This window comes from Streptomyces sp. HUAS 15-9 (assembly GCF_025642155.1).
In the GTDB taxonomy this organism is placed as follows: Bacteria; Actinomycetota; Actinomycetes; order Streptomycetales; family Streptomycetaceae; genus Streptomyces.
Window position 1 is genome coordinate 6,169,028 of record NZ_CP106798.1, and the last position, 13,876, is coordinate 6,182,903.

Here is a 13,876-nt window from a genome sequence, read left to right on the forward strand (position 1 = left end):
CCCGAACACGGGCCGGGAAGCCTGACCCCCGAGCAGGCTTCCCGGCCCGTCTCCAATTCCCGGCACGCACGACGGGGACATTCGATCCATGACCACCCGCCTCCGCACCGCCCACACCGCCGACCTCACCCCCGCCGAACTCCGCGAAGTCCGTGCCCTCCTCCGCGACGCCTTCGACGGTGAGCTCGACGACGAGGACTTCGAGCACGGGCTGGGCGGTATGCACGCCCTGGTGCACGACGGCTCCGGGCTCCTCGCCCACGGGTCGGTGGTGATGCGCCGTGCCCGGCACCGGGGGCGCTGGCTGCGGGTCGGCTATGTCGAGGCCGTCGGCGTACGGCCCGATGTGCGCCGTACCGGACTGGGCGGGCGGGTGATGGAGGCGCTGGAGCGCTTCGTCGACCGGGCCTACGACCTCGGCGCGCTGTCCGCCAGCGACGACGGCGCCCGGCTCTACGCGGCCCGCGGCTGGCAGCCCTGGACCGGCCGTGTCTGCGCGCTCTCCCCGGACGGCATCGTCCATCTGCCGGAGGAGGAGGGGAGCGTCTGTCTGCGCCCCGCGCTCGCCGGTCCGCTCGACCCCGGCCAGGAGCTGGTCTTCGACTGGCGTGACGGGGATGTGCTCTGACAGGAGTAGTGGGTCCTGCCCTCCACGCGGGGCGAAAGCCCAGCTCACAGCGGTGTGACGCGATCCGCCGTCTCAGATAGTAGGAAGTCCGAGTAATTGTGGAGACAGAAGCGCGTCCCTCGCTTAGTTTTGTAGAAGCCGAACGTCTCGCTCGACCAAGCGAATGGCGGTCGTGAGCCGGGCCCCGTGCAGGCAACCCCTGCGGCACCGCTCCCCGCCCCTTCCGGCGTCTCGTATCCCCTGCCGAACTCCACGTTCGTCGAAGGAGTCGATTTCCCATGGCCGAGACGACCGTCCGCCGCCGAGTCCGCCACGTGACCCGCACGAGCGAGTCCGACCGCAAGAACGCCGCCGCCGCGCTCCAGCGCGCCCTCGACCGCCGTGACAACGGCGGCGAGACCGGCCACTGAGCCGCTCGCCTCACCTGTTACACGTGCCACTCGCCCGCTCGCGTGGCTCGTGCGACACCCCACAGCCGGGAGCCGCACCCGATCGGGGTGCGGCCGCGGCGGTCTCATCCGCCGCGCCGCACCTCGAAGTGGTCGATCCGCTCCCCGCTCTGCGCCAGCGCCGACACCTTCAGCCTCGGGGTCGTACCCGCCTCCGCCTCCACCGAGAGGAAGGAGAAGCCGGTGTACCGCACCCTCGACCACTCCACCGACTCCGCGCTGGGACCGTGGGACTTCGTCCAGTGGAAGGTCTTCACCGCGTCGTGCCGGGTGACGTGCCCCTCGTAGCTGTCCTTGACCCCCGAGGGGAACGAGTAGAGGTTCCTCCCGCCCCCGCCCGCGGTCACGTACACGATCCCGTCGCGCGTGGGATCCGTCGACGCGCCGATCGGCACGGTCCTGCCGACCTCGCCCTTCCTGATCGCGTCCGTCCGCTCGTACACATGGTTGTGCCCGTTGATCACCAGGTCCACCTCGTGCTTGGCGAACAGCGGCAGCCACTCCTTGCGGACGCCGCCGTCGGAGGCGTGCTGGGAGGTCGAGTACGCGCAGTGGTGGAAGAAGACGACCACGAAGTCGACTCCCTTCGCCGCCCGCAGCTCACCGAGCTTCCGGTCCAGCCACCGCGTCTGCCGGCCCTGGGTGAACCCGAGGTTGGCGGGGATCTCGTACGACACGTCGTTGGCGTCCAGCGCCACGAAGCCGACGTTGCCGTAGGTGAACGCGTACACGCCCGGCGCGTGGTGGGGGTCGAAGCCGCTGTCCGGCAGGGAGAAGCGGGCCAGTTGGCCGCCGTAGCCCTCCGGTGAGTACCAGGCCTCCATGTCGTGGTTGCCGGTGGTCACCATCCACGGCACCGACCTCGCCACCGACTCGGTCTGCTTCAGGAACAGGTCCCAGAACCGCGGGTCGTACCCGTCCGACTTCGTGCCCGTTCCGTTGACGTTCGCGTAGCAGATGTCGCCCGCGTGCAGATGCAAGGCCGGCTTCTGGCGCAGCAGCAGCTTGTCGTTGGCGCTCGCGCTCGTGCTCACGCCCTGGTCGCCGAAGGCGGTGAAGACGAACCGCTCCGGGGTCGCGGGAGCCGTGCGGAAGGAGGCGATCGTCGAGCGGTGGGCGGGGGAGACCGGGTCCCAGCCGTCGTGGCCGACGCCGTAGTAGTACGTGGTGCCGGGCTTGAGGCCGTCCAGGGCCGCGTGCACGTAGTACTGCTCGACCGCCGAGCGCACCCCCTGCACGCCCGGCGTGTGCAGGGCGCGTACCTCGGCCTCGACACGGCGGCCCAGGTCGTCGGGGCGCAACCCGACCCGCACGAACGGTCGCTTGACCGCGAACGGCACCTGCCAGGAGATCCGCATCCGGGTCTTCGGGTCCGAGCCGAAGGCGAGATGACGGCCGAAGGGGCGGATCGCGGAGCCGCGGACCCGGGAGGTCGTCGTGGCCGGTGCCGCGTTCGCCGTCGTGCTGCCGGACGCCGTCGAGCAGCCGGCCAGCAGCCCGCCCGCCACCGCGCCCGCCGTCACCAGGGTGCGGCGCCGGGTGAGCCGGGTGTGCAGGTACTCGTACTGCTCGGCCATGCTCATCCGGCGGGCCAGCTGCGGCGGAATGCCGACGTCGGGGGTCTCCATGGAGGTGAACTTCCCAGCGAAGGCCAACGCCCGCTACACGTACGGGTGAACGCCATCCAACGGGATGACGCCGTCCCTCTTTCGGAGTGTCCGGATGGCGGACAGGCCATGTCATCCCATGGGACGAGGGGTAGGGTGCCGGGCATGTCTCGCAGCATCAATCTCGCAGTGATCCCCGGTGACGGCATCGGCCAGGAAGTCGTGGCCGAAGGCCTCAAGGTCCTCTCCGCCGTCCTCCCGCAGGATGTGAAGCTGGAGACCAAGGAGTACGACTTCGGCGCCAAGCGCTACCACGCCACCGGTGAGACCCTCACCGACGCCGACCTCGACGCGCTGAAGCAGCACGACGCGATCCTGCTCGGCGCCATCGGCGACCCGTCGGTGCCGTCCGGCGTCCTGGAGCGCGGCTTCCTGCTCAAGCTCCGCTTCGCCTTCGACCACCACGTCAATCTGCGTCCGTCGAAGCTCCTCCCCGGCGTCGCCACCCCGCTGGCCGGCCAGCCGGAGATCGACTTCGTCGTCGTCCGCGAGGGCACCGAGGGCCCGTACACCGGCAACGGCGGCACCATCCGCAAGGGCACGCCGCACGAGGTCGCCACCGAGGTCTCCGTGAACACGGCCTTCGGTGTCGAGCGGGTGGTCCGCGACGCCTTCGCCCGCGCCCAGGCCCGCCCGCGCAAGAAGCTCACGCTGGTCCACAAGAACAACGTGCTGACCTTCGCCGGGCACCTGTGGACGAACATCTTCAACAAGGTTGCCGCAGAGTTCCCCGAGGTCGAGACCGACTACATCCACGTCGACGCGGCGACGATCTACCTGGTCACCCAGCCCGAGCGGTTCGACGTCATCGTCACCGACAACCTCTTCGGCGACATCATCACCGACCTCGCCGCGGCCGTCTCCGGCGGCATCGGCGTCGCCGCGAGCGGGAACATCAACCCCTCCGGCGACTTCCCCTCGATGTTCGAGCCCGTGCACGGCTCCGCGCCCGACATCGCCGGCCAGGGCAAGGCCGACCCCTCCGCCACGGTCCTGTCCGTCGCCCTCCTGCTGCGCCACCTCGGCTACGAGACCGAGGCCACCCGCATCGAGGACGCCGTCTCCGCCGACCTCGCGGAGCGCGGCCAGCTGCCGGCCCGCAGCACGACCGAGATCGGCGACGCCCTCTCCGTACGAGTAGCCGGCTGACCCGCGCCACTCGAAACCATTCGAAGCCGCCGGGTCACACCAGCCCCCGGCGGCTTCCCCATGTCCCCGCCGGGTGCCACCATCGACCCCTGGGCCGCATTCACCCCGATTCCTTCCGCCGTCGCCCCCGGGCGATAATCGAACACGGAGCCGCGGTATGAGGGAATGCTCGGACGTCCTAACACTGGCCACCGGCCGTGCGGGCGTGAGCGCGGCCCGTCACTACAACCGGTGAAGGACAAAGCACCCATGACGACGCCCACGATCGAGCTCAAGCCCTCCGCCCACCCGCTGCCCGCCGCCGAGCGGGAGGCGATCCTGGCCAGCCCCGGCTTCGGCCGCCACTTCACCGATCACATGGTGACCGTCAAGTGGACCGAGGGCCGGGGCTGGCACGACGGCCAGCTCGTTCCGTACGCGCCGATCCCCCTCGACCCGGCCACCAACGTCCTGCACTACGCCCAGGAGATCTTCGAGGGCCTGAAGGCCTACCGCCGCCCCGACGGCTCGGTCGCCACCTTCCGCCCGGACCAGAACGCCAAGCGCTTCCAGCGCTCCGCCAAGCGTCTGGCCATGCCCGAGCTGCCGGTCGAGACGTTCATCGAGGCCTGCGACGTCCTGGTCCAGCAGGACAAGGGCTGGGTGCCCGCGCACGGCGGCGAGGAGTCCCTCTATCTGCGCCCGTTCATGATCGCGACCGAGGTCGGCCTGGGTGTGAAGCCCGCCAACGAGTACCTCTTCATCGTCATCGCCTCCCCGGCCGGCGCCTACTTCCCGGGCGGGGTGAGGCCGGTCTCCATCTGGGCGTCCGAGGACCGCGTCCGCGCCGTCCCCGGCGGCATGGGCGACGCCAAGACGGGCGGCAACTACGCGGCCTCCCTGCTCGCCCAGGCCGAGGCCGCCGCCCAGGGCTGCGACCAGGTCTGCTACCTCGACGCTGTCGAGCACAAGTGGGTCGAGGAACTCGGCGGCATGAACCTGTACTTCGTGTACGGCGACCGGATCGTCACCCCCACCCTCACCGGCTCCATCCTGGAGGGCGTCACCCGCGACTCCCTGCTGACCGTCGCCCGCGACCTCGGCTACGTCTCCGAGGAGGCCCGCGTCTCCATCGACCAGTGGCAGACGGACTCCGAGAACGGCACCCTGACCGAGGTCTTCGCCTGCGGCACCGCCGCCGTCATCACCCCGGTCGGCACGGTCAAGCGGGCCGGCGCCGAGTGGAAGCAGTCCGACGGCGAGCCCGGCGAGGTCACCCTCAGGCTCCGCCAGGCCCTCCTGGACATCCAGCGCGGCATTGCCGAGGACAAGCACGGCTGGATGCACCCGCTGGGCTGAGCGAATCCCAGCCGTCCGTCCGACGCGCTTCGCCTCCCTCGTGCGGGCATCTCCCGAGTCCACGGGGGAGGGGGCGCGCGTGCCCGCTCGTCACCCAGTTAGAGCGACGTTCAATGGAGCGTGCTTGATTTCATCCACCAGTCCCTCTGCTTCATCCGTCGACGCCTCCATTCCAGCCGTCAGTGCTTCTGATTGCGGAATCCTCCGTTTAGAGTGATGCTCTAATCTGCTGGAAGCAAGGAGGTGCCGCGTCATGAGACTGACCCCGACGGAACGTGACCGGCTGCTGCTCTTCGGAGCCGCCGAGCTGGCCCGCGCCCGCCGCGCCCGCGGACTGCGGCTGAACGTGCCGGAGGCCACCGCGCTCATCGCGGACACCGTCTGCGAGGCCGCCCGGGACGGCGCCATGCTCGCCGAGGCCGTCGAGCGCGCCCGTGCGGTGCTCGGCCCGGCCGACGTCCTGCCGGGCGTCGCCGACGTCGTCACCGAGGTCCACGTCGAGGCCGTCTTCGACGACGGCTCGCGGCTCGCGGTCGTCACCGACCCGATCGGGGGCGGGCTGGGCGCGGACGCCCCGGGCGCGCTGCTGCCGGGGCCCGGGCACACCGAGCCCGAGCCGGTGGTACGGCTGACGGTCACCAACACCGCGACCGTGCCCGTCTCCGTCACCTCCCACTTCCACTTCTTCGAGGCCAACCCACGGCTCGACTTCGCCCGCGCCGACGCCTACGGGATGCGGCTCGCCGTACCCGCCGGGTCGTCCGTGCGGTTCGGGCCGGGGGAGAGAGTGGAGGTCGGCCTGGTGCCGATCGGGGGCGAGCGGATCGCGATCGGCTTCGCCGGGCTCGTCGACGGGCCGCTGGACGCCCCCGGGGCCCGGGAAGAGGCCCTGCGCAGGGCCGCCGCCTGCGGATACCTGGGGGCGGAGCGGTGAATCCGTACGAGTACGCCGCCACCCACGGCCCCCGGGCCGGCGACCGGATCCGCCTCGGTGACTCGGGCCTCACCGTCCGGGTGGAGTCCGACGCCCAGCGGTACGGCGACGAGTTCCTGGCCGGATTCGGCAAGACCGCCCGGGACGGGCTGCACCTGAAAGCCGCCACCGTCCGCGAGACGTGTGACGTCGTGATCAGCAACGTCGTCGTGATCGACTCGGTGCAGGGCATCCGGAAGGTCTCCATCGGCATCCGCGAGGGACGCATCCACGCGATCGGGCGGGCCGGGAACCCCGACACCCTCGACGGGGTCGACGTCGTCGTCGGCACCGGCACGTCCATCGTGTCCGGCGAGGGGCTGATCGCCACCGCCGGTGCCGTGGACACGCATGTCCATCTGCTGTCCCCGCGCGTCATGGAGGCCTCGCTTGCCTCCGGCGTGACCACGATCATCGGACAGGAGTTCGGGCCGGTGTGGGGGGTCGGGGTCAACTCGCCGTGGGCGCTGCGGCACGCGTTCAACGCCTTCGACGCCTGGCCGGTCAACATCGGGTTCCTCGGCCGCGGGTCGTCGTCCCGCTCCGCGCCCCTCGTCGAGGCCCTCGCCGAGGGCGGCGCGTGCGGCTTCAAGGTGCACGAGGACATGGGTGCCCACACCCGCGCCCTGGACACGGCGCTGCGGGTCGCCGAGGAGCACGACGTCCAGGTCGCCCTGCACAGCGACGGACTGAACGAGTGCCTGTCCGTCGAGGACACCCTGCGCGTCCTGGAGGGCCGTACGATCCACGCCTTCCACATCGAGGGCTGCGGCGGCGGACACGTGCCCAACGTGCTGAAGATGGCGGGCGTGCCGAACGTCATCGGCTCCTCCACCAACCCGACCCTGCCCTTCGGCCGGGACGCGGTCGCCGAGCACTACGGCATGATCGTCTCCGTCCACGACCTGAAGACCGACCTGCCCGGCGACGCCGCCATGGCCCGCGACCGCATCCGGGCCGGGACCATGGGCGCCGAGGACGTGCTGCACGACCTGGGCGCGATCGGCATCACCTCGTCGGACGCGCAGGGCATGGGCCGGGCGGGGGAGACGGTGCGCCGTACCTTCGCGATGGCCGGGAAGATGAAGGCCGAGCTGGGCCCGATGGAGGGCGACGGCGAGGGCGACGACAACGCCCGCGTGCTGCGCTACATCGCCAAGCTGACCATCAACCCCGCCCTCGCGCACGGCCTCGCGCACGAGGTCGGCTCGATCGAGGCCGGCAAGCTCGCCGACATCGTGCTGTGGCGCCCGGAGTTCTTCGGTGCCAAGCCGCAGCTCGTCCTCAAGGCCGGCTTCCCGGCGTACGGCGTGACCGGCGACCCCAACGCGGCCACCGACACCTGCGAACCCCTGGTGCTGGGCCCGCAGTTCGGGGCGCACGGCGCCACGCCCGCCGACCTCTCCGTCGCCTTCGTCGCCCGCGCCGCCCTGGACCAGGGCAACGACTCGATGCCGACGCGCAGAAGAAGGGTCGCCGTCCGCGGCACCCGGGGCATCGGCCCCGCCGACCTGCGCCTCAACTCCCGCACCGGAACCGTCGACGTGGACGGGCGCACCGGACTGGTCACCCTCGACGGCGACCCGCTCGCCTCGGAACCCGCCGATTCGGTCTCCCTCAACCGCCTCTACTTCCTCTAAGGACCCGCGACATGACCACCCCCGCAGCCGACGGCTTCCGCATGCCCGCCGAGTGGACCCCGCACGAGCGCACCTGGATGGCGTGGCCGAGCCCCAACCCCACCTTCGACGACCCGGACGACCTCGCCGCCTCCCGCACCGCCTGGGCGTCGGTGGCCCGCACCGTCCGCCGCTTCGAACCGGTGACGGTCGTGTGCGGCCCCGGACAGTCCACCGAGGCCCGCACGCTCCTCGGCCCGGACATCGACACCGTGGAGCGCGACCTCGACGACGCCTGGATGCGCGACATCGGTCCCACCTTCCTGACCAACAGCGGTGAACTCGCCGCCGTGGACTGGACGTTCAACGGCTGGGGCGCCCAGAGCTGGGCCCGCTGGGAGCACGACGCGAAGATCGCCTCGTACGTCTCCGACCTCGCGGGGGCGCGGACGTACGCCTCGCGGCTGGTCAACGAGGGCGGCGCGATCCATGTCGACGGCGAGGGGACGGTGCTGCTGACGGAGACGGTCCAGCTCGGCCCCGAGCGCAACCCGGGCTGGTCGCGCGAGGAGGTCGAGGCCGAGATCCACGCCCACCTCGGCACCCGCAAGGCGATCTGGCTGCCCTGCGGCCTCACCGGCGACTATCCCCCGCACGGCTTCGGCACCCTCGGCCATGTCGACATCGTCGCCGCGTTCGCCCGCCCCGGCGTCGTGGTCGCCCACCACCAGCCGGACCCGGCACACCCCGACCACGAGGTGACCCGGGAGGTCATCGGCATCCTGCGTGCCCAGACGGACGCGCACGGTCGCCGCCTGGAGGTCGTCGAGGTGCCCGCCCCGACCGTCCTGGAGGCCGACGGCCACTGGGCCGACTACTCCTACATCAACCACTACCTCTGCAACGACGGCGTCGTGCTCTGCGCCTTCGACGACCCGCGCGACGAGCAGGCCGCCGGCATCTTCCGCCGCCTCTTCCCGGAGCGGACGGTGACACTCGTGGACGCCCGTACGATCTTCTCCGGTGGCGGTGGCATCCACTGCATCACTCAGCAGCAGCCCAAGGTCTGACAGCACAGGAGCAGCAGATGGCAGGTGCGGCCCGTGCGCGCAAGAACGCCCCGCCGCGCGAGGAGGTCCTCGCCGCCGCCATGGGCATGATCGCCGAGCGTGGTCTGGAGAAGCTCACCATGGCGGCGCTGGGTCGTGCGGTCGGTATGAGCAGTGGCCATCTTCTGTACTACTTCCACTCCAAGGACGAACTGCTGCTCCAGGCCCTGGAGTGGAGCGAGGGCAGGCTGGGCGTCGAGCGCGGGCGGCTGCTCCTGCGCGGGGTCCCGGCCCGGGAGCGCCTGGACGCCTATGTGGACCTGTACGTTCCCGACGGGCACCGTGACCCGCACTGGACCCTGTGGCTGGAGGTCTGGAACCGCTCGCAGAACGCCGACGACAACGCCCGCGACCGCCAGGCCGCCATCGAGGGCGCCTGGCACCGCGACCTCGTCGCCCTGATCGCGGAGGGCATCTCGCGCGGCGAGTTCCGCCCCGTCGACGCCGACCGCTTCGCCGCCCGGCTGCGCGCCCTGCTCGACGGCTTCTCCATCCATGTCGCGGTCGGGCTGCGCGGCACGGACCGCGAGCAGATCATGACCCATGTGCGCGAGTTCATCGCGGACGCCCTGCTCGCCCCCGGCGCCTGACGCCGCCCGAACGGGACATGAGAGACGAGCGGGACGCTTCGTACGTACCGCATCCTGAGACAACCGGTGAGTCGGAGACGGGGCTGTGCCAGACTGCCCCCGTGCTCACGTTCGCCATGATTATTGGCAGCAGGCGCGCCGGTCCGCAGTGACCACCACGTACGACCAGGTACGGGTGGCCACCGTCGTCCTAGACCCGCGCGCAGACCTCTCGCACCCGCGAGGGGTTTTTTCGTTTTCCTGGCCCACCTTCAGCCGGGGGCGGAGCGCGAGGGAGTATGGAGGGACGGTGGAGCCGGTCATTCCGGTAAGACCGAGATTGAACACAGGAGCCTTGAGACCATGACCGCAACCAGCGAGCTCGACGATTCGTTCCACGTCTTCGACACCACGCTGCGCGACGGCGCGCAGCGCGAGGGCATCAACCTCACCGTCGCGGACAAGCTCGCCATCGCACGGCACCTGGACGACTTCGGCGTGGGCTTCATCGAGGGCGGCTGGCCCGGGGCCAACCCGCGGGACACCGAGTTCTTCGCCCGCGCCCAGCAGGAGATCGACTTCAAGAACGCCCAGCTGGTCGCCTTCGGCGCCACCCGCCGGGCGGGCGCGAAGGCCGCGGACGACCCGCAGGTCAAGGCGCTGCTGGAGTCCGGCGCCCCGGTGATCACCCTGGTCGCCAAGTCGCACGACCGGCATGTGGAACTGGCGCTGCGCACCACGCTCGACGAGAACCTGGAAATGGTCCGGGACACCGTGTCCTACCTGCGCGAGCAGGGCCGCCAGGTGTTCGTCGACTGCGAGCACTTCTTCGACGGCTACCGGGCGAACCCGGAGTACGCGAAGGCGGTCGTCCGGGCGGCCTCGGAGGCCGGCGCCGACGTGGTCATCCTCTGCGACACCAACGGCGGCATGCTCCCGGCCCAGGTCCAGGCCGTGGTCTCGACGGTCCTCGTGGACACCGGCGCCCGGCTCGGCATCCACGCCCAGGACGACACCGGCTGCGCGGTCGCCAACACCCTCGCGGCGGTGGACGCGGGCGCCACCCATGTGCAGTGCACGGCGAACGGCTACGGCGAGCGCGTCGGCAACGCCAACCTCTTCCCGGTCGTGGCGGCGCTGGAGCTCAAGTACGGCAAGAAGGTCCTGCCGGAGGGCCGGCTCCGCGAGATGACCCGCATCTCGCACGCCATCGCCGAGGTCGTCAACCTCACTCCCTCCACCCATCAGCCGTACGTGGGTGTCTCCGCGTTCGCCCACAAGGCGGGCCTGCACGCCTCCGCGATCAAGGTCGACCCGGACCTGTACCAGCACATCGCCCCCGAGCAGGTCGGCAACACCATGCGGATGCTGGTCTCCGACATGGCGGGCCGCGCCTCGGTCGAGCTCAAGGGCAAGGAGCTCGGCGTCGACCTCGGCGGCGACCGCGAGCTGGTCGGCCGGGTGGTCGAGCGCGTGAAGGAGCGCGAGCTCCAGGGCTACACGTACGAGGCGGCGGACGCCTCCTTCGAACTCCTGCTGCGCGCCGAGGTCGAGGGCAAGCCCCTGAAGTACTTCCAGGTCGAGTCCTGGCGCGCCATCGTCGAGGACCGCCCCGACGGCACCCACGCCAACGAGGCCACGGTCAAGCTCTGGGCCAAGAGCGAGCGCATCGTCGCGACGGCGGAGGGCAACGGCCCGGTCAACGCCCTGGACCGGGCCCTGCGCGTCGCCCTGGAGAAGATCTACCCCCAGCTGGCCAAGCTGGACCTCGTCGACTACAAGGTCCGCATCCTGGAGGGCGTGCACGGCACCCAGTCCACCACCCGGGTCCTGATCTCCACCTCCGACGGCACGGGCGAGTGGTCCACGGTGGGCGTCGCGGAGAACGTCATCGCCGCCTCCTGGCAGGCCCTGGAGGACGCCTACACGTACGGCCTGCTGCGGGCCGGCGTGGAGCCCGCCCAGTGACCGGTGCTCAGCAGGAGTCCTCGGCGAGCCTCTCGAACTCGCCGAGGCTCATCGCCCGGCCGTCGGCCCAGACCCGGCCGGGCTTCAGCCGGGCGATCCGGGCGGTGGTGAACTCGACGACCCCGTTGTAGGAGTCGCCGGCGACGTAGTGGCCGAAGGCCAGCGAGTACCGGTGCTCCGGCAGCAGCCGCTGCGCGCCCCGGTGCCGGGCCCGCCAGGCGTGAGGCGGCGAGAAGAGCGGGAACTCGGCGTCCCCGCTCAGCTTCTCCTTCCGCACGTCCCACCCGGTGGTGACCGGCCCGTCCTCGGCCCCCTCCGCCCACCCGTCGAGCGACGGCGTCCGGTAACTGTCGCTCCCACAGGGCCGGATCAGCGCGTACGGCACCCCGTCCGCCCCCATCCGGACCCCGGCCAGGGGCAGATCGACGGCGGCACACCCGCTGAGCAGCAGCGCCCCGGCGACGATGCCCACCGCTGCCGCACCGGCACGTCTCATGTCCCGTCCCCCTCACGGACGGGACACGACCCGTCCTACTGCAACCGCCACTTCTGGTTGGCGGCCCCGGTGCACGACCAGATCTGTGCCCGTGCCCCGTTCGCCGACGAGTTGTCCGTCACGTCGAGGCACTTGTTTGCCGCCGTGTTCACGACATCACCGGTGGAGGAGTTGTACGACCACCGTTGTGCACCGGTCCCGTTGCAGTCGTACAACTGCGTCTTCGCCCCGTCGGCGGTCGAACCCGACGTCACGTCGAGGCACTTGCCCAGTGCCCTGACCGAACCGTCGGCCGCCACGGTCCACTGCTGGGCCGCGGTGCCGTTGCAGTCGTAGAGCTGCACCGCCGTACCGTTGGCGCTCGACGCGCCCGCCACGTCCAGGCACTTGCCGGCGAGCCCGATGAACGCTCCCGACCTGTCGCCCCCGCCCGACTGCGTGCCCGACCAGGTGAAGGTGGCCGACGTCTTGCCGGGCAGCGAGTAAGTCGCGTGCTGCGAACCCCAGTTGATCGTGATCGTCTTCGCGGCGGACGCGTCGTTGTAGGCGATCAGCGCCTTCGAACCGTCCGGGTTGCGCCAGGCCACGTTCGGGACCGATGACGAGGCCGTCGAGGCGATCCGCTGGGCTCCCGACCGTACGAACTTGGTCAGGTGACCCATCGTGTAGTACTCGACCGTGTAGTCGACCGTCCCGCTCTGCCCGTCCCCGTTGTGCACGGTGATCAGGCCGGTGCAGGTGCCGCAACCCCCGTTGTGCGGGCCCTTGTTCTGGTCCACGGCCAGCGACCACTTCGTCACCGACTTCGCCCAGTTCCGGGTGTAGTCCACGATGTCGAGCATGTCCTCGCGCTGCTGGTCGGCGATCCAGGTGCCGCCCGAGTGCTCGGTGCCGAAGGCGTCCAGCGAGGGGTACTGGTCGTGCACGGACGTCTGCTTGCCGACGTCACCGCCGTAGCCGTGCCAGGCGATCCCGCCGAAGTTCGGGTGGTTGCGGATCGCCGCGTCGTCGACCGACCGGGCGGCGTAGGAGTCGTAGACGTCCCAGTTCCAGTCGTGCGCCAGCACCTTCGTCTTCAGCCCCGCCGACTGGAGCTTCGGCAGCAGCTCGCTCTTCAAGAAGTACGCCAGACCGCTCGCGTTCCAGCTCATCGACGGGTAGCCGGAACAGCAGGTCGGCTCGTTCTGCGGGGTCACGTACGAGACGTCGACGCCCTGGTCCCGGTACGCCTGGAGGTACTTCACGAAGTACGAGGCGTACGCCCCGTAGTCCTCCGCCTTCAGCCAGCCCCCGTTGAGGGAGCCACTGTCCTTCATCCAGGCCGGTGCCGTCCAGGGCGAGGCCATCACCGTCAGGGACGGGTTCAGCTGGAGCGCCTGCTTCGTCAGCGGGACGACGTCCGCGAGGTCGTGCGCGATCGAGAACTTCGCCAGGGAGGGGTCGCTCTGCCCGGCCGGCACGTCGTCGTACGTGTACCCGTACCGCGCCAGATCCGAGGCGCCCATCGGATTGCGCAGGAACGACAGCCCGATCCCGTCCGTCGGCGAGAACAGCTTCCGCATGGTCGCGTCCCGGGTCGACTGCGACAGCGCCCCGCTGCCGTTCATCAGCCAGGCCGCGGTGTCCGTGAAGGACGCGCCGCCCCCGGTGAAGCTCTGGTAGCGGGTGTTCTCGTCGACGGTGATGTTCTCGCCGCCGCCTCCGGCACCGGACTGGAAGGCGAACGGCGTCTGCGCCTGGAGCCCGCGGACCACATGGCGTCCGGCGTCGTCGTCGGTGGTGGTCAGCCAGGCGGTGACCTGCTCGCCGGCCGCGTGCGCGGGGGGTACGGCCGCGGTGAAGCCCGCCGCGGTGAGCAGTCCGGCCAACAGCAGCCGGACCGTGGGAGGTGTTCTTCGCATTCTGCGCAGC

12 protein-coding genes are annotated in these 13,876 nt (G+C 70.8%); 9 read left to right on the forward strand and 3 right to left on the reverse strand.

Going from position 1 to position 13,876, the window contains the following annotated elements; translation table 11 throughout:
- The first annotated feature begins 88 nt into the window (after window positions 1-88).
- A complete protein-coding gene (locus tag N8I87_RS28590) occupies window positions 89-628 on the forward strand; it encodes a GNAT family N-acetyltransferase (protein WP_263213064.1) in 540 nt (179 codons plus the stop codon).
- A gap of 278 nt (window positions 629-906) precedes the next feature.
- Window positions 907-1,038, forward strand: coding sequence for a hypothetical protein (locus N8I87_RS28595; protein WP_153545374.1), 132 nt, complete (start codon window positions 907-909; stop codon window positions 1,036-1,038).
- A 104-nt stretch (window positions 1,039-1,142) separates the two neighbouring features.
- Here the strand turns inward: N8I87_RS28595 and N8I87_RS28600 are convergent, their stop codons facing one another.
- Entirely contained in the window at window positions 1,143-2,705 is a 1,563-nt protein-coding gene (locus N8I87_RS28600; RefSeq protein WP_263213066.1) for a purple acid phosphatase family protein, read from the reverse strand.
- Between the two features lie 144 nt (window positions 2,706-2,849).
- On the opposite strand from N8I87_RS28600, the gene N8I87_RS28605 reads away from it, so the two are divergent.
- The 7 genes from N8I87_RS28605 to cimA all read left to right on the forward strand — a co-directional run bounded on the left by N8I87_RS28605 (window position 2,850) and on the right by cimA (window position 11,469).
- Window positions 2,850-3,893, forward strand: coding sequence for a 3-isopropylmalate dehydrogenase (locus N8I87_RS28605; protein WP_263213068.1), 1,044 nt, complete (start codon window positions 2,850-2,852; stop codon window positions 3,891-3,893).
- A gap of 249 nt (window positions 3,894-4,142) precedes the next feature.
- Entirely contained in the window at window positions 4,143-5,231 is a 1,089-nt protein-coding gene (locus N8I87_RS28610; RefSeq protein ID WP_263213070.1) for a branched-chain amino acid aminotransferase, read from the forward strand.
- Window positions 5,232-5,484: 253 nt separating this feature from the next.
- Window positions 5,485-6,165, forward strand: a complete 681-nt coding sequence (ureA, locus tag N8I87_RS28615; protein ID WP_263213071.1) for an urease subunit gamma — start codon at window positions 5,485-5,487, stop codon at window positions 6,163-6,165.
- Window positions 6,162-7,844, forward strand: a complete 1,683-nt coding sequence (locus N8I87_RS28620) for an urease subunit alpha (RefSeq protein ID WP_263213073.1) — start codon at window positions 6,162-6,164, stop codon at window positions 7,842-7,844. The genes ureA and N8I87_RS28620 overlap by 4 nt, the downstream gene beginning before the upstream one ends.
- Window positions 7,845-7,855: 11 nt before the next feature.
- A complete protein-coding gene (locus N8I87_RS28625) occupies window positions 7,856-8,893 on the forward strand; it encodes an agmatine deiminase family protein (protein WP_263213075.1) in 1,038 nt (345 codons plus the stop codon).
- A 17-nt stretch (window positions 8,894-8,910) separates the two neighbouring features.
- On the forward strand, window positions 8,911-9,522 hold the full coding sequence (locus tag N8I87_RS28630; RefSeq protein ID WP_263213077.1) for a TetR/AcrR family transcriptional regulator: 612 nt from the start codon (window positions 8,911-8,913) through the stop codon (window positions 9,520-9,522).
- A 342-nt stretch (window positions 9,523-9,864) separates the two neighbouring features.
- Window positions 9,865-11,469 carry a citramalate synthase gene (gene cimA, locus N8I87_RS28635; protein ID WP_263213079.1) on the forward strand — a complete coding sequence of 535 codons (1,605 nt, stop codon included), beginning with the start codon at window positions 9,865-9,867 and terminating at the stop codon, window positions 11,467-11,469.
- A 7-nt stretch (window positions 11,470-11,476) separates the two neighbouring features.
- Here cimA and N8I87_RS28640 read toward each other — a convergent pair whose 3' ends face one another.
- Together N8I87_RS28640 and N8I87_RS28645 are read right to left on the reverse strand one after the other, a co-directional pair.
- On the reverse strand, window positions 11,477-11,965 hold the full coding sequence (locus N8I87_RS28640) for a hypothetical protein (RefSeq protein ID WP_263213081.1): 489 nt from the start codon (window positions 11,963-11,965) through the stop codon (window positions 11,477-11,479).
- Between the two features lie 35 nt (window positions 11,966-12,000).
- Window positions 12,001-13,866: a ricin-type beta-trefoil lectin domain protein gene (locus N8I87_RS28645; RefSeq protein WP_263213082.1), complete on the reverse strand. Its 1,866-nt coding sequence runs from the start codon at window positions 13,864-13,866 to the stop codon at window positions 12,001-12,003.
- Window positions 13,867-13,876: the final 10 nt, after the last annotated feature.